Origin of the sequence: Duganella sp. 1224 (assembly GCF_013408245.1) — a bacterium.
Classification (GTDB): domain Bacteria; phylum Pseudomonadota; class Gammaproteobacteria; order Burkholderiales; family Burkholderiaceae_D; genus Rugamonas.
In genome coordinates this window covers 2,551,473-2,572,766 of record NZ_JACBYS010000001.1, presented here as the reverse complement: position 1 = coordinate 2,572,766, position 21,294 = coordinate 2,551,473, and the positions used below count along the sequence as shown (strand labels likewise).

15 protein-coding genes and 1 tRNA gene are annotated in these 21,294 nt (G+C 62.4%); 10 read left to right on the top strand and 6 right to left on the bottom strand.

All coding sequences use genetic code 11. The features are described from left to right. Positions 1-111: 111 nt before the first annotated feature. The 5 genes from FHW58_RS11490 to FHW58_RS11470 all read right to left on the bottom strand — a co-directional run bounded on the left by FHW58_RS11490 (position 112) and on the right by FHW58_RS11470 (position 5,099). Complete coding sequence (locus FHW58_RS11490) at positions 112-786, bottom strand: DapH/DapD/GlmU-related protein (RefSeq protein ID WP_179673116.1); 675 nt, start codon at positions 784-786, stop codon at positions 112-114. A 2-nt stretch (positions 787-788) separates the two neighbouring features. Continuing rightward, the gene (locus tag FHW58_RS11485) at positions 789-1,886 is read right to left on the bottom strand and encodes a nitroreductase family protein (RefSeq protein ID WP_179673115.1); all 1,098 of its coding nucleotides are present in this window, start codon (positions 1,884-1,886) and stop codon (positions 789-791) included. Further along, the gene (locus FHW58_RS11480) at positions 1,883-2,761 is read right to left on the bottom strand and encodes a ThiF family adenylyltransferase (RefSeq protein WP_229265130.1); all 879 of its coding nucleotides are present in this window, start codon (positions 2,759-2,761) and stop codon (positions 1,883-1,885) included. The genes FHW58_RS11485 and FHW58_RS11480 overlap by 4 nt, the downstream gene beginning before the upstream one ends. 62 nt (positions 2,762-2,823) lie before the next feature. Beyond that, positions 2,824-3,024, bottom strand: a complete 201-nt coding sequence (locus FHW58_RS11475) for a YbdD/YjiX family protein (protein WP_179673114.1) — start codon at positions 3,022-3,024, stop codon at positions 2,824-2,826. Continuing rightward, positions 3,024-5,099 carry a carbon starvation CstA family protein gene (locus tag FHW58_RS11470; RefSeq protein WP_179673113.1) on the bottom strand — a complete coding sequence of 692 codons (2,076 nt, stop codon included), beginning with the start codon at positions 5,097-5,099 and terminating at the stop codon, positions 3,024-3,026. Before FHW58_RS11470 ends, FHW58_RS11475 begins: the two co-directional genes overlap by 1 nt. Before the next feature lie 253 nt (positions 5,100-5,352). On the opposite strand from FHW58_RS11470, the gene FHW58_RS11465 reads away from it, so the two are divergent. The 5 genes from FHW58_RS11465 (at position 5,353) to FHW58_RS11445 (ending at position 10,955) form a co-directional block, all read left to right on the top strand. Continuing rightward, positions 5,353-6,714, top strand: coding sequence for a cache domain-containing protein (locus FHW58_RS11465; RefSeq protein WP_179673112.1), 1,362 nt, complete (start codon positions 5,353-5,355; stop codon positions 6,712-6,714). 6 nt (positions 6,715-6,720) lie between these two features. Then, the gene (locus FHW58_RS11460) at positions 6,721-7,335 is read left to right on the top strand and encodes a response regulator transcription factor (RefSeq protein ID WP_179673111.1); all 615 of its coding nucleotides are present in this window, start codon (positions 6,721-6,723) and stop codon (positions 7,333-7,335) included. Positions 7,336-7,556: 221 nt separating this feature from the next. After that, a complete protein-coding gene (locus FHW58_RS11455; RefSeq protein WP_179673110.1) occupies positions 7,557-8,726 on the top strand; it encodes an EAL and HDOD domain-containing protein in 1,170 nt (389 codons plus the stop codon). 3 nt (positions 8,727-8,729) lie between these two features. Then, positions 8,730-10,814, top strand: coding sequence for a bifunctional diguanylate cyclase/phosphodiesterase (locus tag FHW58_RS11450; RefSeq protein WP_179673109.1), 2,085 nt, complete (start codon positions 8,730-8,732; stop codon positions 10,812-10,814). Positions 10,815-10,865: 51 nt separating this feature from the next. Beyond that, positions 10,866-10,955: transfer RNA gene (locus FHW58_RS11445), tRNA-Ser, on the top strand. A 156-nt stretch (positions 10,956-11,111) separates the two neighbouring features. Here FHW58_RS11445 and FHW58_RS11440 read toward each other — a convergent pair. Beyond that, positions 11,112-11,921, bottom strand: a complete 810-nt coding sequence (locus FHW58_RS11440) for a hypothetical protein (RefSeq protein ID WP_179673108.1) — start codon at positions 11,919-11,921, stop codon at positions 11,112-11,114. A gap of 587 nt (positions 11,922-12,508) precedes the next feature. Between FHW58_RS11440 and FHW58_RS11435 the strand changes: the two genes are divergently transcribed. The 5 genes from FHW58_RS11435 (at position 12,509) to FHW58_RS11415 (ending at position 21,291) form a co-directional block, all read left to right on the top strand. Beyond that, positions 12,509-12,883, top strand: coding sequence for a hypothetical protein (locus FHW58_RS11435; protein WP_179673107.1), 375 nt, complete (start codon positions 12,509-12,511; stop codon positions 12,881-12,883). A gap of 298 nt (positions 12,884-13,181) precedes the next feature. Further along, the gene (locus FHW58_RS11430) at positions 13,182-14,093 is read left to right on the top strand and encodes a WYL domain-containing protein (protein WP_179673391.1); all 912 of its coding nucleotides are present in this window, start codon (positions 13,182-13,184) and stop codon (positions 14,091-14,093) included. 46 nt (positions 14,094-14,139) lie between these two features. Further along, positions 14,140-16,644, top strand: a complete 2,505-nt coding sequence (locus tag FHW58_RS11425; RefSeq protein ID WP_179673106.1) for a class I SAM-dependent DNA methyltransferase — start codon at positions 14,140-14,142, stop codon at positions 16,642-16,644. Then, entirely contained in the window at positions 16,637-17,974 is a 1,338-nt protein-coding gene (locus FHW58_RS11420) for a restriction endonuclease subunit S (protein ID WP_179673105.1), read from the top strand. Before FHW58_RS11425 ends, FHW58_RS11420 begins: the two co-directional genes overlap by 8 nt. Beyond that, positions 17,974-21,291, top strand: coding sequence for a type I restriction endonuclease subunit R (locus tag FHW58_RS11415; RefSeq protein ID WP_179673104.1), 3,318 nt, complete (start codon positions 17,974-17,976; stop codon positions 21,289-21,291). Before FHW58_RS11420 ends, FHW58_RS11415 begins: the two co-directional genes overlap by 1 nt. Positions 21,292-21,294: the final 3 nt, after the last annotated feature.

The following is a 21,294-nucleotide window of genomic DNA, read 5'->3' as shown; positions in this document are numbered from 1 at the left end:
GGGCCGTACCAGAGGAAGAGCAAAAGCCTTGCCAGTGCGGGCAAGCATTGTGAAATCAAGGACTTGCGTGTCCCCGCGGCGCGATGGCGGCGGCAGGTGTAAAAAAATCCGTCACGTCTGGCCGGGCGCGGACTTGATCTTGCGTGCCGGGATGCCGCCCCAGATTTCGCCGGCGCCGATGCGCGTGTCCTTGGTGACCACGGCGCCGGTGGAGACGATGGCGTTGTCGCCGATCTGCACGCCGGCCATCACCACCGCCTTGGCGCCGATGGTGACGGTGTCGCCGATGTGGACCGCCTTCAATTCCAGCCGCGCGCCTTCGATCACGTGGGCGAAGATGACAGCATCGTGGCCGATGATGGTGTTGCTGCCGATGCGCGTCAGCGGCGGGTCGAGCAGGGCGCCGGCGCTGTAGGTGTTGCTGCCCAGCCGCGCACCCAGCGCGAGGTAGATCAGCCGCTGCAGCGGCACCGGAATGAAGTGGGTGCGGATCAGCGAGTTGAACAGCAGCAGATAGAACAGGATGTTGACGTTGGCCACCAGTTCGTGGCGCGTATGCTCGGCCACTTCGCCTTCGCGCAGTGGCAGCGCCAGCAGGAACAGGCGGTAGACCAGGAACGCGTACAGGTAAACCAGCACGAGCGCTGCCGCCACCAGCGTCACGCCGCGGAAGTCGCCCAGCGGCAGGGCGCCGAACGCCAGCGCCGTGGTGCCGATGGCCAGCGCCAGGATCAGCAGCAGCAGGCACAGGAAGACAGCCACCTGGCCGGGCTTGATGGCACGCATCGTCAGGCCCCGCCGTCCGCCACCAGCAGCTCGCGCAAGGGGCGCCGCAACGAACGCGCCTTGGCCGGCGCGCCGGCGCCGATGCGGGCCATGAACACGGCCGCTTCCCAGTCCTGCTGCCCGACCAGCGCCTCGCCCGCGCGCGACAGTTCCGCCGCGCGCTCCGGCATGCCGGCGGTGGACGAAAACACGCGCCCTTCGCGCACGTAGCGCGCGAAGATCAGCGGCGTCATTTCCGGCTGCATCTGCAGGCCAAGCGCGGTGGCGGTCAGCCAGAAGCGCTGCATGGCGCGGCCGGCGCCGACGTAGTCGTCCACGCCCTGCGGGCGGCGTGGCGCCACCAGCACCAGATGGGCGGCGCAGGCCAGCGAGGGAATCAGGTCCATCTGCAGGCGCGGCGCCAGCGTGCCGGCCAGCCAGGTGTTGAAGAAGTGCACGCGCTTCCAGTCCTGCATGACCCAGCGCATCAACCGCGTGGTCATCGGATCGGCGCCCAGCGCCTGGTCGGGAATGCGGTCCTCGCTGAAGCGCGCGTTCCATTGGATGATGGACTTGTGGACCTGGTGCGCCTCCGGCATCGTCAGGCGCAGCTTGGCGTTGCGGAACATCAGCCGGGCGGCGGCCACGCGCTGCTCGCCCTCCAGCCAGTGCACGCGGTAGCCGTCCGGCAGCGCGGCGGTCAGCGCGGCTTTTTCCGATGTCGCCAGCGGTCGCCGGCTCAGCGGGCGGCGCTGCACCGCGCGCGGCAGGATGGCGTCGACCAGCGGATCGGGATCCAGGCCGGGCGCGGACAGGAATTCGATGCTGAAGGTGGGGCGGTGCGGCTGCGTGTCGGTGTGGCGGATGGCGCGCATTGCCAGCGCAAAGGTGCTGGCGGCGATGGCCATGGTTTCCAGCAGCGCGCCGATCGACATCTGGCTCGGATGGCCGTCCAGATCGTAGACGCAATGGTCGCGCGTGTCGTGGCCGTGCACCACCAGCCGGCGGTCGTCCAGCACCTCGAAGCGCCACGGTTGCGTGTTGTCGCCGCTCGGCGCCCAGCGCGCCAGTTCCAGGATCTGTTCCAGCGTGGTGTCCAGTTGCGGTGCGATGCGGTTCATGCGTCTCCTCCTGGCCGGCGCCGCCGGGCCAGCATCATCATCAGCCGCTGCAGCGGGTGGCGGTTGCCGCCGGGGCGCCAGGTGCGCACCAGCTTGTTGCGGAAGGCGTCGAACTGGTAGCCCCACGGCGCCGGCCGCACGTCGCCGCGCTGCAGCAAAATCTTCAGCGCCTCGGTGGCGGCGGCGCCCGCGCACAGCTCGCAGCCCATGATGGTGGACGGCCCGCGCTGCTCCTTTAAATTGATGGCCGACGGATCGACCAGGTAGCCGCCGTGCAGCCCGGCCGGCGCCAGCCCGACCAGGAAGCGCAGCGCCTTTTCCATGTCCGGCTGGTCGCCCCAGCCGAAGTAGTCCTCGAACGTCATGTGGCCGGGCAGGAAGCTCAGCACCGCCGTGCCCATGCCCAGCGGCGCCGCCGTCACTGCCGGAATGCCGAGCCGGGCGCAGGCGGCAAACGTGGCCTGGCGCGCGCTGAAGGCGAAAAAGTCCAGTCCGTCCACGTACAAGTCTACTCCTTCAAAGAAGCTGGCCAGGTTGTCGGCGCTGATGCCGTCGCGAAAACGCACCAGCTTGAGTTCCGGGTTGATGTCCAGCGCCATCTCGGCCAGCACGTCGACCTTGGGCCGGCCCAGCGAGGAGACGGTGGCGCCCACCTGGCGGTTGAAGTTGGCGATGTCGAAGGTGTCGAAATCGGCGATGTGGAAAGCGCCCACGCCCAGCCGTGCCAGCGTCAGCAAATGCACGCCGCCAACGCCGCCCATGCCGGCGATGGCGATGCGCTTGCCGCGCAGCGCCGCCTGTTCTTCCCGCGTGACCCAGCCGATATTGCGCGCGTAGGCTTGTTGGTAGTCATAGTTCATGCGGGTTAGATGCATGGGCACGCTCAAAAGTTCCGCGCGATATGAAAAAAAACCGGCTCGCGGGAGCCGGTCTTGGGTCAGCAGCAACCGCCGCGCTTGCCGGCGCCGCCGTAGCGCGCTTCCTGCCGTTCGCGGAAGAATTCCTCGTACGTCATGTAGGGCTCGCCGGGATGCGTGCTTTCGCGGTGGCTGACGTAGGCGTCGTAGTCAGGCAGGCCCATCATCAGGCGTACGCTTTGCCCGAGATAGCGGCCGGCCTTGGCGATCTCGCCCAGCATCACTGCACCTGCGCCGTGGTCAGCACCAGCGGGCTTTCGTTGGCGGTCGGCTTGTGGTTGGCGCGCGCCGCCATCACGGTGCGGGCGCCAAAGATCAGCACGCTCAAGACGACGAGGACGAAGAAGCCGGCCAGCGAGGCGTCCAGGTAGTCGTTGAAGATCACCTGCTGCATCTGGGCGACCGACTTGGCCGGGGCCAGGATCTTGCCCTCGTCCAGCGCGGCCTGGTACTTGGCCGCGTGGGCCAGGAAGCCGACCTTGGGGTTGGCGTCGAAAATCTTCTGCCAGCCGGCCGTGAGCGTGCACAGCAGCAGCCACACGGTCGGCACGATGGTGACCCAGGCGTACTGGCCGCGCTTCATCTTGAACAGCACGCAGGTGCCGAGGATCAGCGCGATCGCCGCCAGCATCTGGTTGGCGATGCCAAACAGCGGCCACAGCGTGTTGATGCCGCCCAGCGGATCAACCACGCCCTGGTACAGGAAGTAGCCCCAGGCCGCCACGCACAGGCCGGTGGCCACCAGGTTGGCGAAGGTGTTCTCGGTTTTCTTCATGGCCGGCACGAAGGCGCCCAGCAGGTCCTGCAGCATGAAGCGGCCGGCGCGGGTGCCGGCGTCGACGGCGGTGAGGATGAACAGCGCCTCGAACAGGATGGCGAAGTGGTACCAGAAGGCCATCATCTCCTTGCCGCCCAGTACGCCGGACAGGATGTGGGCCATGCCCACCGCCAGCGTCGGCGCGCCGCCGGCGCGCGAAATGATGCTGTGCTCGCCGACATCCTTGGCGGTCTGCACCAGCATCTCCGGCGTGATGTAGAAGCCCATCTGCGACACCGCCTGCGCGGCGGACTCGGCCGTGGTGCCGAGCAGCGCGGCCGGCGAGTTCATGGCGAAGTAGACGCCCGGATCAATGGTCGAGGCCGCCACCAGCGCCATGATCGCCACGAACGATTCCATCAGCATGGCGCCGTAGCCGATGAAGCGGGCGTGGGTTTCGTTCTCGATCATCTTGGGCGTGGTGCCGGACGAGATCAGCGCGTGGAAGCCGGACACGGCGCCGCAGGCGATGGTGATGAACAGGAAGGGGAACAGCGAGCCGGCCCACACCGGGCCGCTGCCGTCGACGAACTTGGTCAGCGACGGCATCTGCAGGTGCGGCGCGACGATCAGGATGCCCAGCGCCAGGCCGACGATGGTGCCGATCTTGAGGAAGGTGGACAGGTAATCGCGCGGCGCCAGCAGCAGCCACACCGGCAGCACCGAGGCGACGAAGCCGTAGCCGATCAGCATCCAGGTCAGCTCGGTGCCGGTGAAGGTGAACATCGGCGCCAGCGCCGGATTTTCCTGCACGTACTGGCCGCCGAAGATGGCCGCCATCAGCAGCACGAAGCCGATCACCGACACCTCGCCGACGCGGCCGACGCGGAGGTAACGCGCATACACGCCCATGAACAGCGCGATCGGGATGGTGGCCATCACGGTGAAGCTGCCCCACGGCGAGCCGGTCAGCGCCTTGACCACGATCAGCGCCAGCACCGCCAGGATGATGACCATGATCATGAAGGTGCCGAGCAGCGCGATATTGCCCGGAATCGGCCCCAGCTCGGACTTGATCAGGTCGCCCAGCGAGCGGCCATCGCGGCGCATCGAGATGAACAGCACGATGAAGTCCTGCACGGCACCGGCAAACACCACGCCGGCCAGGATCCACAGCATGCCGGGCAGATAGCCCATCTGCGCGGCCAGCACCGGGCCGACCAGCGGGCCGGCGCCGGCGATGGCGGCAAAGTGGTGGCCGAACAGCACGTATTTATTGGTCGGCACGTAGTCGAGGCCGTCGTTGAGTTTGCCGGCCGGGGTCTGGCGGCGCGGGTTCAGGCCCAGCACCTTGTCGGCGATATACAGGCTGTAGTAGCGATAAGCGATCAGATAGACGCAGACGGCGGCGATGACGATCCAGATCGCGCTGATCGACTCGCCGCGGTGCAGCGCCACGACGCCAAGCGCGGACGCGCCGGCCAGGGCCAAGGCGGCCCACCCCAGCTTGCTCGCCAGGGTCTTCGGTAGGGTACTCATGTTTCCTCCAGGGTTGTCTCCAACTCCGGGGTCAGGTCCGCCATTTGTACACGGTCTCTGCCGTACCCGCGCGTACGGCAGAGACCGTGTACAAATGGCGGACCTGACCCCGGATTTATTTATAAGTAGTATTCAGCAAGCTGATATCAGGATCAAGCGCAGCACTACGCAAGCGCGCTGCGTACAACTACGTAGGCCGGCCGGCGCGCGGCGGCGTAAAATCCGGGGCTGGAGAATAGACAGGGTGGACGGGATGAAGTTGCGGCAAAAGGTGATTTTTCTGGCGATTACGCCGCTGATCCTGGCGCTGTGCGCGATCGCGCTGGCCGTGCGCCATCAGTCGGTGTTGTTGGCAGAGCAACAGCGCGCCACCATCCAGCAAGCTTACCTGAGCAGCAAGGAGGCCGAACTCAAGCACTACGTGGCGCTGGCCTCGCACTCGATTTCCCATCTGTACGAGTCCGGCCGCGACGACCCGGCCACCCGGCGCGAGGCGATGCGCATCCTGGCCTCGCTCAGCTACGGCGACGATGGTTACTTTTTCCTTTACGACATGCAGGGCAACACGCTGATGCACCCGCGCCAGCCGGAGCTGGTCGGCCAGAACCTGTACGGCCTGCGCGACGAGCGCGGCCAGCCGACCATCCAGAACCTGCTGCAGCGCGCCCGCGCCGGCGGCGGCCTGGAGCGTTACATGTGGGTCAAGCCATCGACCCATAAGCCGGTCGCCAAGCTGGGCTATGTGGTCGCCATGCCCAAGTGGGGCTGGATGATGGGCACCGGCATTTATCTGGACGACGTCGACCAGGCGCTGGCCAAGATCGACGTCCAGCAGTCCGGCAACATCCACAACACCATGCTGTGGATCGCCGGCATCGCCATTGCTGCCGCGGTGGCGGTGGGCACCTCCGGCGTGGCGCTGAATATCAGCGAACTGCGCGTGGCCGACGCCAAGCTCAAGGTGCTGGCCCAGCGCGTGGTCGAGTCGCAGGAGCAGGAACGGGCGCGGCTGTCACGCGATCTGCATGACGGCATCAGCCAGTGGCTGGTGTCGATCAAGCTGCAGATCGAGGCTGGCATCATCCGCCTGACCTCGCCCAAGCCCGAGCAGCGCCAGGCGGCGCAGGCGGTGTTCGAGCACGCCGCCGACCAGCTCAGCAACGTGATGGCCGAGGTGCGCCGCATCTCGCACAACCTGCGGCCGGCGATCCTGGACGACATCGGCCTGGCCGCCGCGCTGCACCACCTCGGCCAGGAGTACACGCTGAGCAGCGGCACGCCGGTGCACTTCGAGGCGTCCGGCTGCACCGACGCCTTGCCGGACGTCGCCAACACCGTGCTGTTCCGGCTGGCGCAGGAGGCGCTGACCAATATCGAGCGCCACGCCGGCGCCAGCCGCATCGACATCGCGCTGCGCGGCGAGGCGCACGGCGTCACGCTGCGCATCCGCGACGACGGCCACGGCTTCGACGCCGACGGCATCGCCCTGCATCCGCAGCGCGGCATCGGCTTGCGCAATATGATGGAGCGGATGGACGCCATCGGCGGCCGCTTCGCGATCCTATCCTCGGCCGGCGGCACAGTGGTGACCGCCTACGCCGCCAACCACAGTTGACCTGCTATGAACACGATCAAAATCCTGCTGGTGGACGACCACCCCCTGGTGCGCGACGGCCTGCGCGCGCGCCTGGAAGCGATGCCGCAGTTTACCGTGGTGGCCGAGGCCGGCGGCGCGGCGGAGGCGCTGGAGCAGGCCGGCCGCCAGCCGGTCGACCTGGTGCTGATGGACATCAATATGCGCGGCACCAACGGCATCGAGGCCACCGCGCTGTTCAAGCAGGCCTTCCCGCACATCGCCGTGCTGATCCTGTCGATGCACGACAAGCTGGAATACGTGTCGCAGGCGATCCAGGCCGGCGCCCGCGGCTACGTCCTCAAGGACGCGCCCGGCAAGGATATCGTGGTGGCCATCGAGACCGTGATGTCCGGCGGCATCTACTACAGCGCCGCGCTGGCGCGCCAGCTGGCGCAGCCGCAACACCAGGACAACCAGCTGACCTCGCGCGAGCACGAGGTGCTGCGCCACATCGCCAACGGCGAGTCCAACAAGCAGATCGCCCGCGCGCTCGACCTCAGCGTGCGCACCGTGGAAACCCACCGCCTCAACATCAAGCGCAAGCTGGGCATCGAGGGGCAGGCCGAGCTGATACGCTACGCGGTCCAGCACCTGCAATAAAGTGTGGTGAAAACGCCTATATTTTTCGGCCGAGGATGGCGCTTTTTTCAATCGAACGTGTTTGTACGGCAATATCTGCTATATTCCAGCACCGACCAAGCGCGGCGTCGATTGGTCTTACACTGGTAATATTGCTAATTGCTTCACTATCTTCATGGTATCTGATTGCTTAAAGTCAATTGTTGCTCTAAGATGGCGCGCATAACCCTGATGAGATATTGATGTCTGCGCCTGAAAACAGCCCGTTTCCACTGGTGGACTTACAAGCAGTCTCCAACGCTCAACACGAGTGGGTGGCACTGGTGTTTGACGTCGCGCCCGGCGCCGGCGACGCCTTCCAGGCCACGCTGACGCTGCTGAAAACACCGGATGTGTTCGCCGCGCTGGCCCCCCTGGACTGCATCCTGCCGGTGCCGCAACCGCAGTTGCTGGACGCCTCCCACCTCGACACCCTGCCTGCCCACCGCATCTTGCTGCGCGTCCCGGCCGACGCCTGCGCCGACGTGGCGGTGCAAAAGAAACTGGCCGGCTTGGCCGAAGCCGGCTACCGCATCATCCTCGACGGCGTCGCCGCCGGCTCGGCCGCCACCATGTGCGGCGCCCGCGCGCTGATGGTGGACGCCGCGCTGACGCTGCCGCCGGTGCTGGCGCTGGTGGCCCAGCCGGGACCGCATCTGGCCCTGAACATGGGCAGCGAGGCGCGCATCGCCGACTGCGCCAAGGCCGGCTTCAGCTGGTTCGCTGGCGACTACGCGCGCCATCCGGCGCCGGACAGCAACGTCGGCGACGGCACCTCGCGCAAGCGCCTGCTGGCGCTGCTGGGCCTGCTGGCACGCGACGCCGACACGCGCGAGCTGGAAGTGCTGCTGAAGCAGGATCCGGCGCTGTCCTACCACCTGCTCAAGCTGGTGAACTCGGCGGCGTTCGCGCTCAGTTCGCCGATCCACAGCTTCAGCCAGGCCATCAACGTGCTGGGCCGCCGCCAGTTGCAGCGCTGGCTGCAGCTGCTGCTGTACGCGCGCCAGCAGGACGACGGCCTGGCCAACCCGCTGCTGCCGCTGGCGGCGGTACGGGCGTCGATGATGGAAGTGCTGGCGCGCCAGCAGGGCTGGGACCGCGACCGGCAGGACATGGCCTTCGTGGCCGGCGTGTTCTCGCTGCTGGATGTGCTGCTGGCCATGCCGATGACCGAAATCGTCGCCGCCCTCAGCCTCGATCTCGACGTGGTGATGGCGCTGCTGGACCGCACCGGCCCGCTGGGCGCGCTGCTCACGCTGGTGGAGGCGCCGCGGGCGGCCGCGCTGGCCGAGGCCGGCGTTGGCCACGAAAGCTACTGGCAAGCGCAGTTGCAGGCCTACCACTGGGCCATCCAGGTCAGCAGGAATATCTGAACCATGGTCGCGCATCCCGTCTCCGATTTCCTGACCAACAGCGCGGCGCTGTGCGACGCGGTGCTGCGCCTGCGCGGCAGCGCCCTGACCGAGGAGCTGGGGCGCATCGTGCGCGCCGTGCTCAACAGCCCGCTGGGCGAGTACATCCCGGCCGACGCTGCCGCGTTGCTGCTGCGTCCGCCAATCGAGACGGTCCAGGCCGCCAATGACGACGCCGTGCCCAGCCTGAGCCAGGACATCTACTTCGACCAGCATTATTTCGGCCGCTTCGTGGTGTCCGGCCGCACCGCCTACAGCGATCTGGACCGGCAACACCTGTCCAGCCTGGCGCAACTGGCGGCCAGCGTGCTGCAGGTGCACTCGGTAGCGCAGCGCACCACCCACGCCTACGTGCAGGTCGAGGCGCAGCTGCAGCACCAGGCGCAGATCCTCGACCAGATCCACGAGTCGGTGCTGACGATGGACATGAACGGCTTCATCATCAGCTGGAACAAGGGCGCCGAACGGCTGTTCGGCTACACGGCGGTGGAAGCGGTGGGGCGCAACATCCTGTTCCTGTACGACGACGAAGACCTCGGCTTCCACGACGCCTTCCTCGAACAGGGCGGCCGGCTGATGGAGGTGCGCCGCAAAAAGAAGAGCGGTGAGGTGTTCTGGGCCAGCCTGTCGTTGTCGCCGCTGTGCGACATCAACGACCGCTCGATCGGCCTGATCGCCTACCTGACCGACATCACCGAACGCAAGATGGCCGAGGAACGCATCCACCACCTGGCCTACTACGACGCCCTGACCGGCCTGCCCAACCGCACGCTGCTGACCAAGCTGGTCGACCAGGCGCTGATGGTGGCGCAGCGCAACAAGGCGCACGGCTGCGTGCTGTTCATCGACCTCAACCGCTTCAAGCTGATCAACGACACGCTGGGCCGCAACATCGGCGATGCGCTGCTGGTCGAGGTGGCGCGCCGCTTCCGCTCGGTGCTGCGCGACCAGGATCTGGTGGCGCGCCTGGGCGGCGACGAATTTGCCGTCGGCCTGTTCGACATCGGCCAGCACTTCGAGGCCAGCATGGTGGCGCAAAAGCTGCTGGCCACGCTTAACGCGCCGATCCTGATTGACGGCCACGACCTGCGCGTCGGCGGCAGCATCGGCATCAGCGTGTACCCGCAGGACGGCGCCGACGCCGAAACGCTGCTGCGGCTGGCCGACATCGCCATGTACCGCGCCAAGCAGGAGGGCGGGGCGGACGGCGACCATGTCGCCTTCTACAGCCAGGACATGAACCAGGGCATGCAGGAACGGATGCGCATCGAAACCGGCCTGCGCAACGCGCTCGGCAACGGCGAGCTGCTGCTGCACTATCAGCCCAAGTATTCGATCCCCGACGGCAAGATCATCGGCGCCGAAGCGCTGGTGCGCTGGCGCCACCCGGTGCGCGGGCTGGTGCCGCCGTCCGAATTCATCCCGCTGGCCGAAGCGACCGGGCTGGTGGTGCAGGTCGGCGAATGGGTGCTGGAAACCGCCTGCGCCCAGGCGCAGGTATGGAAAGACGCCGGGCTGCCGCCGATCCGGCTGGCGGTCAACGTCTCCGCGCGCGAGTTCACCGCCGCGCTGCCGGGGCGCGTCAGCGAGACCTTGCGGCGCTACGGGCTGGAACCGTCGTGGCTGGAACTGGAAATCACCGAAAGCACGCTGATGAACAACATTGACCGCGTGATCGGCATCATGGACCGGATTACCGCCATGGGCGTGACGCTGTCGCTGGACGATTTCGGCACCGGCTACTCGTCGCTGTCCTACCTCAAACGCTTCCCGATCGACACGCTGAAAATCGACCGCTCGTTCACCATCGGCATTCCCGAGGACACTAACGACTGCGCCATCGCCAACACCATCATCAGCATCGCCCAGCAGCTAAAGCACAAGGTGATCGCGGAGGGCGTGGAAACGCTGGAACAGTTGGCCTTCCTGAAGAATTCCGGCTGCGACGAGGTGCAAGGCTACCTGTTCTCCAAGCCGCTGGAAGCGGACGCCTTTGAACGCGCGCTGCGCGAAAACTGGCTGCCGGACCAGTCCAGCCGGGCCGCGTAGGCGGCGGCAGGTGGTGTTAGTGCAGGAAATCTGTATAATGCTGCACACTTAGGAAGCGTGGCCGAGTGGTTGAAGGCAGCAGTCTTGAAAACTGCCGACGGTGAGAGCCGTTCGTGAGTTCGAATCTCACCGCTTCCGCCATATTTTGGTTGTAAGTCATTGATTTTATTATTGAAATTCTTATTTCAATGGGTGTAACTATCAAGTTGACTATCAAACCAATGGTCGGTTAAATATGAATTTTGCTGCCTGAGTGCAACTCCATGCTTTCTTCACCCGAAACGCAGTTCTAGCCAATCAGCCTGTCGGATTTGGAAGCTTTTCGACGACGAATCTACCCAGGCCGTGCAATACGTTGCCAATCTGCGTGACGCACTCAAAAATGAGAGTGTCTGTCATGTAGCAGACCCAAGGCTCGGAATTGCTCGTTGCCCACGCGAACCAGTTCGCTGGCCATTTCTCACTCACAATTCTCGCGCTGAACCTTTTACGCTCGTCCGTCGGCCATTCGAAGCCGAGGTGGAACATCTTGTTGCGGTAAGCGAAGACTGCGCTCAGCGTTTCTCGGATGTTGCAAGGCAGAAATTCGTCTAGCCCAATTGCGGCGGACAGTTGCATTATGCCTTCGACTGAGTTACCGACTTTTTTCCCCTTTGCCCAAATGAATCGGCAATCCCATCGGGTCTCCGCATCCGCCTCCAATTTTCGATGAAAAAGAAGTTGCTCGGCGGCGTCGCCGAAGTATGGGCGGGCGGATTGAAATGCTTGGTAGAAAATTGTCTCGATAAGCGGTGCAAGCATTCCGATTGCGGCCATGCTGTGTGCGGCGTCCTCATAAACGGACCGATGTAGCATCTCGACCCGCTCGTCGCTCGCGAGGTCGCTTTGCACGCCGCTAAGATGCGGCAGTTCCCGCTCGATCCCTTGGATTGCTTCGCTGCGGCGCTTTGCGTTCTGCCGGTGCAGGTCGAGCAGGGAACCTATGGCCCGAAGTTGCGAGTCATAGTCGATATGGGGAAGTAGGATGCAAGCGAAATCACGGGCTTCCATGCCGAATGATTTTTGTAGGTCTGCGCTGCCTGGAGGCTGTCTGTCGACGTTGTTCACAGTGTCACCTGATACTAAAAACCAAACAACCGTACCAGCTTGTAAAGGTCATGTCTAGGCGGAGCCAGAAGGAAAATTGATTTCAGAAATGAATAGCAGCTTAAATTACTACCTGCGGTGCGTCCCATTGATCATTGCGGGCATGGTGTTCGACGCCACCGTATTTGACGGGTTAAGGCGTATCGAGCTAGAAAATTTCAGGAATATATTGTTGAAAGGAGAACGGCAAGTTAAGGCACTGTCGGTCGGCGTGACTGGCTTGGCTTAGCAAGGTAATCTCACCCATTGAGGGCATACTCCCGCAGCCAGCTTGGCTGCGGGAGTATGCCCTCTTTGCGTTTCTGTGGACGAATCGTCCGGATCATTTCAATTTTCACTTTCAAAGGAGTACCCACGCGACCATTCCCATCACCCCTGGAGCATCTCACTGCATTTGTCATCGTCTTTGCAGCGGGCGTCATATCGACGGCTAGCTTTATCGGCTACATGGAGCGTGTACGGCGTAACGCCGTCCGTGACCACTACAAGCGGGCCAATGTTGAACGTAACCTCTCAGCCGTACAGATGGAGCAAAGGAGCATCGAAAAATGACACTTCGTTGCCCTCGATGTGAATCTGACCAAATCGCCACTAAAAATTACGCAAGAATGGTCACCTGTTCAATCGGCACGATTGCTGGCGCGGTTCGTGGCTGGCTAGGCGCAGCAAGTGGCGCGGAGCTGGGCGCTTCCCTCGGGATTGTTGCAGGACCGCCTGGCATCGCTATCGGTGGCATAGCAGGCGCCATCGTCGGTGCGCTTGTGTGCGGTGCTACCGGTGCCTCTGCTGGTGCCGTGCTGGGAGAAATTATTGATGAGAGCGTTCTCAAAAACTTCCTATGTCTGAGTTGTGAATTCAGCTTCGGAAAGGTGAGCGCCGAAGACCCGGAGGCAGTCACTGCGTCGGAAATGGGGACGTGGTAACGACCACGCCGCGCTAACTCATACTAAGCGCACGGCGGCCTTCGGGCTGCTGTGCTCTTCCTTAGTAACACTTTCTCCAGGCGTCTAGACGTTCGATCCCGATAAGGATCGACGCCTATGCACGCACCTAGTAATGCCGTGGCCCCGAGTCCGTCGGGTCGACAATTTGGCCGCTTGCTCAAACTTGACCCTAGACGCATAATGTCATCATTTTGATGATATTAGGCGTGTGCAAATGAGAAAACGTGAAGTTGGCCTCGATCTTTCCGTCGTTTGCGGCGGTTGAGAGCGCTTGACCATGCACCCTCAACGCGTCACGCTCCTGAGTCATTCACAACGAGAGCGGCTCGCCTACATCGACTTCCGCCTATACTTCATTGGTCAGATCGGCCGACCTGATCTGAGTAGTCGCTTCGGAGTGGCACCGGCGGGGGCAACACGTGACCTGGCGCTGTACCGTGAGGTCGCCCCCCAAAACATTGAGTTCGACGGTAGCAATAAGATCTACCGTATAGGTAAGAGTTTCGTTCCGGTCTTCGAGCACGCACCGCAGCGTGTCCTGTCGGCGCTCTCGTTGGGTTTTGGTGATGGAGTGAACGGGGAGCCAGAGCCGTTATTGCCATGCGAGTCCCTTGCTGCACTAACCAATCCCTGCATGGATGTGCTGGCACCTATCTGCCGAGCCATCCACGCCAAGCGTCCTGTAGCCATCCGCTACTACTCAGTGAACAGCGGAGAGTCCGAACGGGTGATCGTCCCCTTCGCACTCGTTGACAGCGGCCTACGTTGGCACGTCCGAGCGTTCGACCGCAAGACCGGAGAGTTCCGCGACTTCGTCATCACCCGGATCGAATCTCCCAGGACACTAGACGAAAATCCCAAGGTTGGCGAACGCCCGGACGACGACATCCAGTGGACACGAATTATCGAGATCGAGCTGGTTCCGCATCCAGACCAACCTAGACCTGAAATCACTGCACGCGACTATGGCTTCACGGGCGGCGCGCTGGCGCTGAAGCTTCGTGCTGCTGCAGCTGGATACATGCTCCGGCGCTGGAGCGTCGACTGCTCCCCCGACCACCATCTGCGTGGCCCCGAATATCGCCTGTGGCTCAAAGACCATCTAGCACTTTACGGCGTGAAGAACGCAATGCTGGCTCCAGGCTATCGCTCGCCAGATACGCAAACAGCCTCGAGCAAGGCCGACTGATGCGCCGCGCCAATACAGAACAACCGACTTTAACTGGATCCCTTACATGCCCTTAACCCTGCCACAGCTAGAACGCCACCTCTTCAAAGCCGCCGACATTCTGCGCGGTAAGATGGATGCCTCCGAGTTCAAGGAGTACATCTTCGGAATGCTGTTCCTCAAGCGCTGCTCCGACGTGTTCGAACAGCGCCGTGCCGAGGTGATACAGCTCGAAATCGATGCGGGCAAGACGCCCGCCGAAGCAGAGTCCTCGGCCGAGAACAAACGTTGGTACAAGAAGGATGGCTACTTCTGGGTGCCCAAGGAGTCGCGCTATGGCTACCTGGTCGACAACTCGCGTCAGGCCAATGTCGGCAGCCTGCTGAGCAAGGCGCTGGCCGGGATCGAGGGTGAAAATGTCAGCCTCTACGACGTTCTGGAGCACATCGACTTCACTCGCAAAATCGGCCAGAGCAAGATTCCCGATATCAAGCTGCAGCAGCTCATCACGCATTTCAGCCTGCACCGCTTGTGCAACGAAGACTTTGAGTTTCCCGATCTGCTGGGAGCGGCCTACGAATACCTGATTGGTGAGTTTGCCGATTCGGCGGGCAAGAAAGGCGGCGAGTTCTATACGCCACGCTCAGTGGTGCGGATGATGGTGCGGCTAATCAAACCCGAGCTTCAGCACGACATCTACGACCCCTGCTGTGGTTCCGGCGGCATGTTGATCGCCGCCAAGGAATATATCGACGAGCATGGCGAAGACGGCCGCAAGGCCAACCTGTTCGGGCAGGAATTCAACGGCACGGTCTGGTCAATTGCAAAGATGAACATGCTGCTGCACGGCATCAGTACCGCCAACCTGCAAAACGAAGATACACTGGCGGAGCCGCAGCACGTAGAAGGTGGCGAGCTGATGCACTTCGACCGCGTGCTAACCAATCCGCCGTTTTCCATCCATTGGGGTAATACCGAGAAGGACGCCGACGGCAAGCCCGCCTGGAGGCCTAAATTCGAGGCCGAGCGCTTCCCCTACGGTCAGGTGCCGCTGGGTGCCAAAAAGGCCGACCTGATGTTCCTACAGCACATGCTGGCCGTCACGCGCGACGGTGGCATGGTGGCCACGGTGTTACCTCACGGCGTGCTTTTCCGGGGGGGCGAGGAAAAAAATATCCGCGCCGGCATCATTGAGGATGACCTGCTCGAAGCCGTTATCGGTGTCGCACCTAACTTGTTCTACGGCACACCAATACCGGCATGCGTATTGGTGTTGCGCCAGAGAGTACAGAACGGCGCCAAGCGCGTCAGCGGCAAGCCATCGGAGCGCCAGGGCAAGGTGCTGTTCATCAACGCAGATCGCGAGTTCTTCGAAGGTCGCGCGCAGAACTACCTGTTGCCCGAGCACATCGAGAAGATCGTCACCACCTTCGACGAGTTTCGTGCCATCGACGGCTTCTCGGCCATCGTCGACAAGGCCACACTCAAGGCCAACGACTACAGCCTCAACATCCGCCGCTACGCCGACAACGCGCCGCCGCCCGAGCCGCACGACGTGCGCGCCCATCTGGTGGGCGGCATCCCCAAAACCGAGGTGGTCGACAAGGCAAGCTTGTTCAGCGCACACGGCCTGAACCCGCTGGACCTGCTGGTGGAAAGGGATGCCAAGTATTTCGACTTCGCGCCTGCCCTCGATACACGGCAAGCCCTCAAACCGACCATCGAAACCAATGCTGGCCTAGTCGCCAAGGAAGCGGCTATCCGCGCCGCCTTCGAGCAATGGTGGCAAGGCCACAGCGCCCGCATCACGGCGCTGTCCGGGCAGATGGACAACGCCGCCAGCCTGGTCGCGCTGCGCAACGACCTGTTGGCCAGCTTCAGTCAAAGCCTAGAGGCTATTGGTCTGCTCGACCGCTTCCAGGTGCGCGGCATCGTAGCCGGTTTCTGGTACCAGACCAAATACGACTTCCTCACCCTGATGGCACGTGGAGCCAAGGGCGTGGCAGACGCCTGGCGCATCAGCATCGTCACCGCGCTGGAAGACAAGGCCAGCAAGGAAAGCCCGCTGGAGCACAAGCTGGTCAAGTTCCTGATGAGTGATTTCGTAGATGGCATCACCGAACTGGAAGCCAAGAAGGCCGAGCTGGACAGCCAGATCAAGGCCGCCGGCCCCAAGGATGCCGAGGACGAGGATGACGATGCTTCCGATGCAGTGGAGGATGAGGCCGACGAAGAAAATACCGTGGACGAAGCCCAGATCAAAGCCTGGAAGAAGGAGTTGACTGCAGTCAAGAAGCAGCTCAAGGCCAGGAATGACAGCTTCAAACAGCATATTGATGAAGCGGTGGGTGGTCTGACAGCGGAGGCATCCGCCGAGCTGCTGCTGACCATCCTGCACAACGACATGCGCTCAATAGTCGAGCGCTACATGGCTGCCCAGCTTAAGCAGATCGTGGCCGCGTTCGAGAACTGGTGGGACAAGTATCGCGTTACTCTGATCGAGATTGAGGGCAAGCGCGATGAGGCGGCGAAAGCCTTGCAGGAATTTTTGAAGGGGTTGCGGTATGTCTAATCAGCTCGCTACCGACCTTCCCGAGGGCTGGAGCTCCACAACCCTTGGGCAAGTATCTGAGTGCATCCTTGGCGGTACCCCATCGACAGAGGTGCGGCAGTTCTGGGGCGGTGACGTTCCTTGGATGGCGTCCGGTGATGTTCATCTCCGAAGGATCACCGATGTTCCCGGTCGGATTACGACGCTTGGCTTGCGTTCGTCGAATGCAACCCTGACTAACCCGCCCGCTGTCGCCGTTGGCCTAGCTGGTCAAGGAAAAACGCGGGGAACAGTAGCGGTTACTTTATGCGCCCTCAGCACCAATCAGTCCATCGCGCTTCTGAAAGCAAACGGAAGCGACCTGCGCACAGACTATCTGTTTCACAACTTGGATCGAAGATACGAGGAGCTCCGTGCGCGTTCGTCTGGTGGCGGTCGCGGCGGACTATCAAAGGCCATCTTGGAAGCCGTCCCGATCGAACTGCCTCCCTTAAGTGAGCAGCAAAAAGTCGCGCAGATCCTCGACACCCTCGATATCGCCATAGACGAGACAGAGGCGATCATCGCCAAGCTCAAGGCCGTCAAGCAGGGCCTACTGCAAGACGTGCTGACGTGCGGCATCGGTGCTAACGGCGAACTGCGCCCCCCGCAAGCCGAGGCTCCGCATCTCTACAAGGAGTCGCCGTTGGGGTGGATTCCGAAGGAGTGGGATGCAGTCAGGTTAGCTGCTTTGGTTTTAAGTATTGGACAAGGATGGAGCCCCGATTGCGACTCACTCCCTGCAGACTCTGGATCTTGGGGAGTCCTGAAAACTACTGCGATCACTTGGGCCGGTTACAGCGATCAAGAGAGCAAAGCATTGCCACCAATCTTCAAAGCGCGGCCCGATCTTGAGGTTAAGGCAGAGGACATACTGATTACACGGGCAGGACCTGCGAGCCGTGTCGGAGTTGTCGCCTATGTTGAATCGAGCCGTAAGAAGTTGATGATTTCTGACAAGATGTACCGTCTGCGGACTCTTTCTACAGAGATTCCCGCATACATCGCTTTGGCGCTATCAAGTCGAGTTGTCCAGACTGAACTCGGTCGTGCATTGAGTGGTATGGCTGAGTCTCAGACAAATATCTCGCAGGCAATTGTTAAAGATTTAATTGTCTTGCGACCACCATTCGAAGAGCAGTCCGCCATCGTCGATCGTGTCCGGGCGAGTGATGGTCGAATTCGCGCAGAGGATGAGTCTCTTGAGAAGTTAAAGGCATTTAAAGCTGGCTTGATGGATGACCTTCTCACCGGCCGCGTCCGCGTCATACCACTGCTGGCCGAAGCCGTACAACAACAAGGGGGCACCTGATGGGCTGGGAACTCAAAGACGTCGAAAAGCCTTTCCTGGCCCAGTTGCAGTCGCTGGGTTGGGCGCATATCGAGGGCAGCATTGACGACCCGTCGGTGACCGGCCGAACTGGCTTTGCCGAAGTAATTCAAGAGGGGCTGGTGCGCGAACAACTGCGCGCGCTGAACCTTGGGCCTGATGGTGCGCCGTGGCTGGACGAGGTTCGGCTGTCGGAAGCCATAGCTGCCATCACCCGGCTGGGCACGCACAAGCTGATGGAAGCCAACGAGAAGGCGACATCGTTGTTGATCCGTGGCCTGACTGTGGAAGGCCTGTCCGGCTGGGACGGCGGGCGTGGCCAGATCATACGCTACATAGACTGGGATACCCCGGCCAACAATCGCTTCACGGTGATCAACCAGTACCGCGTCGATTGCCCGCCCGGCTTCAACAGCGGCAAGCAATTCATCGTGCCCGATTTGGTGTTGCTGGTGAACGGAATCCCGCTGGTGGTAGTGGAATGCAAGAGCCCGTCCGTCCCTGAGCCGCTGGCCGCGGCCGTAGATCAACTGCGGCGCTACAGCAACCAGCGCAAGGCGGCATTTGAGGTGGATGACAATGAGGGCAACGAACCCCTGTTTGGCACCAACCAGTTGCTGGTAGCCAGCACCTTTGACGAGGCTCGCGTGGGCTGCGTGGGTGCGGCCTTCGAGCACTACGCCCAGTGGAAGACGGTAGTTGGCCCCGATGGCACCGGTACTGAGATTGAAGTGGCGCAAGGCTTGGGCAAGCCAGTCCTCTCCGAGCAGGAGCGATTGATCGCCGGGCTGCTGTCCCCATCGCATCTGCTGGATGTGGTGAAGAACTTCATGTTGTTCATGCAGACAGGCGGTCACACCATCAAGACGGTGTGCCGTTACCAGCAGTATCGGGCGGTAAATCGGGCGGTTGCGCGTCTCAAGACCGGCCAGACGCGACTACAGCACGGCGAGCACGACAAGCGCGGCGGCATCATCTGGCACACCCAAGGCTCGGGCAAGTCGCTCACCATGGTGTTCCTGGTGCGCAAGATGCGCGGGGACACGCAACTGAGGAGCTTCAAAGTCATAGTCGTAACCGACCGCAAGGACTTGCAGGGCCAATTATCCGTGACCGCCACGCTGACCGGCGAGTTGGTTGATGTTGCCGAGAGCACGGCGGGCGTCAAGGCATTGGCGCGGCGCAAGGGCCCAGGGCTGATCTTTGCCACGATCCAAAAATACCGCAACCCGGACAGCGTCGGTGATGCGCCGTTGACTGAGGACGATCTACCTAAGGTGGAGGAATCGAAGGCTACCTATAAAGTCGACGAAAATTTTGAGGTGCTGAACGAGGACGACAGCGTCCTCGTGCTGGTGGACGAAGCGCACCGCACCCAGGCGGGAGACCTGCATGCCAACCTCCTGGCAGGGTTGCCCAACTGCGCGCGCATCGGCTTTACCGGCACGCCAATCCTCATGGGAGACAAGAAGCGCACCCATGAGATTTTTGGCGAGTTCATTGACCGTTACACCATCAAGGAAGCCGAGGCAGACGGCGCCACGGTGCCGGTGCTTTACGAAGGCCGCACAGCCAACGGCGCTGTCAAAGACGGCTCCAGCCTCGACGAACTGTTCGAAGACCTGTTCCGCCAGCACTCGCCGGAGCAACTGGAGGCGATCAAGAAAAAGTACGCCACCAAGGGCCACATCTTTGACGCCCCGGCGCTGATCGGAGACAAAGCGCGCGACATCCTTCGCCACTACGTCACCAACATCCTGCCTAACGGCTACAAGGCGCAAGTGGTGGCATACAGCCGGTTGGCGGCGATTCGCTATTTCGAGGCCCTGCGGTCAGCCCGCGATGAGTTGCTGGCCGAGGCCCACGCGCTCTCGACTGAGGACAGAACGCTGGATGACGAGGCGCTGTGTCAGCGCCCTGTGAGCATGCAGGCGGTGGTGCAGGCCTGGCGTTACCGCGACACTCTGGCGCGCATTGAATTCGCGCCCATCATTTCGGGCAGCAACAACGACGCCCCAGCCTGGAAGCAGTGGACCGACGGTGCCGCGCACGAGCAGCTGATCAAGCGCTTCAAGAAGCCGCTGTTCCATGCCAAACCCGAGAAGACAGACCCGCTGGTCTTTCTGGTGGTGAAGTCGATGCTGCTCACTGGCTTTGATGCGCCCATCGAAGGCGTGATGTACCTCGATCGCCCGATCCGCGAGGCGGAGTTGCTGCAGGCAATTGCCCGCGTCAACCGCACTGGCTTCGGCAAGCGCTGTGGCATCGTGGTGGACTACTACGGCGTCGCGCAGCATTTGAAGGAGGCGTTGGCGGCCTATGCCGATGAGGACCTGGAAGGCGCGCTGGCCAGCCTGAAGGACGAGGTACCGGTACTGCGCGACCGGCACCTGCGCATGGTGGATCTGTTCCGCCAGCGGGGTATTGAATCGCTGGAGGACACCGAAGCCTGCGTCGAGGCGCTAGGTAGCGAGAAGTTGCGCGCCGAGTTCGCGGTCAAGCTCAAGGCCTTCCTCGGATCGCTCGACACAGTATTGCCGCGACCGGACGGGTTGCCGTACACCAGTGACGCCAAGAAACTCGCTTATATTTACGCTCGCGCCCGCAACCGCTACAAGGACACGCCGGTGCTGGGTAAGGATGTGGGCGCCAAGGTGCGCAAGCTGATCGACGATCATGTGATCTCAATGGGGATTGACCCCAAGATCCCGCCGATTCAGCTGACCGATGCCCAGTTCGACACGCACGTTGCGCGGTCCGCGAACGACCGCGCCAAGGCGTCCGAAATGGAACACGCTATTCGCTCGCACATCCGCAAGTACACCGATGAAGACCCCGTGCTGTACCGAAAGCTCTCGGAGCACTTGAACGACATTCTCAAAACGCTGGGCGAAAAGTGGAACGAGGTGATCTCGCAACTGCAGAAGATCATCGACGAGCTGCGCACTGGCAAGGCAGGTAGTGCTGATGCGCCAAGCGACTTGCCCGAGCATTGCGCGCCTTTCCTGCGCACCGTACTGGACGTGGTGTGTGCTGGACAGACGCCCACCGCAGCCGAATTGCTGCGACTGAAGGATGTGTCCGTGGAGTTGGTGGACCTTTTGGTGCAGGAGCTGCAAGGCAACCGCGATATCTGGAGCCCGCATAAACGTGCGGCACAGGAAGACCTAAATACGCAACTGTTCGAGCACTTGATGCGCCTGAGGCCCCCCTTGGTGGACACCGACAAGGCGGGCGTGCTGGCGGACAAATTGATGGAGCAGGCGCGCGCCAGTCACGACAAACTGGTGCAGGTGTAAAGC

Excerpts from the sequence above, each read along its gene's own strand:
- FHW58_RS11490 (WP_179673116.1), bottom strand. The coding sequence starts at position 786 with ATGCGTGCCATCAAGCCCGGCCAGGTGGCTGTCTTCCTGTGCCTGCTG.
- FHW58_RS11485 (WP_179673115.1), bottom strand. The coding sequence starts at position 1,886 with ATGAACCGCATCGCACCGCAACTGGACACCACGCTGGAACAGATCCTG.
- FHW58_RS11480 (WP_229265130.1), bottom strand. The coding sequence starts at position 2,761 with ATGCATCTAACCCGCATGAACTATGACTACCAACAAGCCTACGCGCGC.
- FHW58_RS11475 (WP_179673114.1), bottom strand. The coding sequence starts at position 3,024 with ATGCTGGGCGAGATCGCCAAGGCCGGCCGCTATCTCGGGCAAAGCGTA.
- FHW58_RS11470 (WP_179673113.1), bottom strand. The coding sequence starts at position 5,099 with ATGAGTACCCTACCGAAGACCCTGGCGAGCAAGCTGGGGTGGGCCGCC.
- FHW58_RS11465 (WP_179673112.1), top strand. The coding sequence starts at position 5,353 with ATGAAGTTGCGGCAAAAGGTGATTTTTCTGGCGATTACGCCGCTGATC.
- FHW58_RS11460 (WP_179673111.1), top strand. The coding sequence starts at position 6,721 with ATGAACACGATCAAAATCCTGCTGGTGGACGACCACCCCCTGGTGCGC.
- FHW58_RS11455 (WP_179673110.1), top strand. The coding sequence starts at position 7,557 with ATGTCTGCGCCTGAAAACAGCCCGTTTCCACTGGTGGACTTACAAGCA.
- FHW58_RS11450 (WP_179673109.1), top strand. The coding sequence starts at position 8,730 with ATGGTCGCGCATCCCGTCTCCGATTTCCTGACCAACAGCGCGGCGCTG.
- FHW58_RS11435 (WP_179673107.1), top strand. The coding sequence starts at position 12,509 with ATGACACTTCGTTGCCCTCGATGTGAATCTGACCAAATCGCCACTAAA.
- FHW58_RS11430 (WP_179673391.1), top strand. The coding sequence starts at position 13,182 with ATGCACCCTCAACGCGTCACGCTCCTGAGTCATTCACAACGAGAGCGG.
- FHW58_RS11425 (WP_179673106.1), top strand. The coding sequence starts at position 14,140 with ATGCCCTTAACCCTGCCACAGCTAGAACGCCACCTCTTCAAAGCCGCC.
- FHW58_RS11420 (WP_179673105.1), top strand. The coding sequence starts at position 16,637 with ATGTCTAATCAGCTCGCTACCGACCTTCCCGAGGGCTGGAGCTCCACA.
- FHW58_RS11415 (WP_179673104.1), top strand. The coding sequence starts at position 17,974 with ATGGGCTGGGAACTCAAAGACGTCGAAAAGCCTTTCCTGGCCCAGTTG.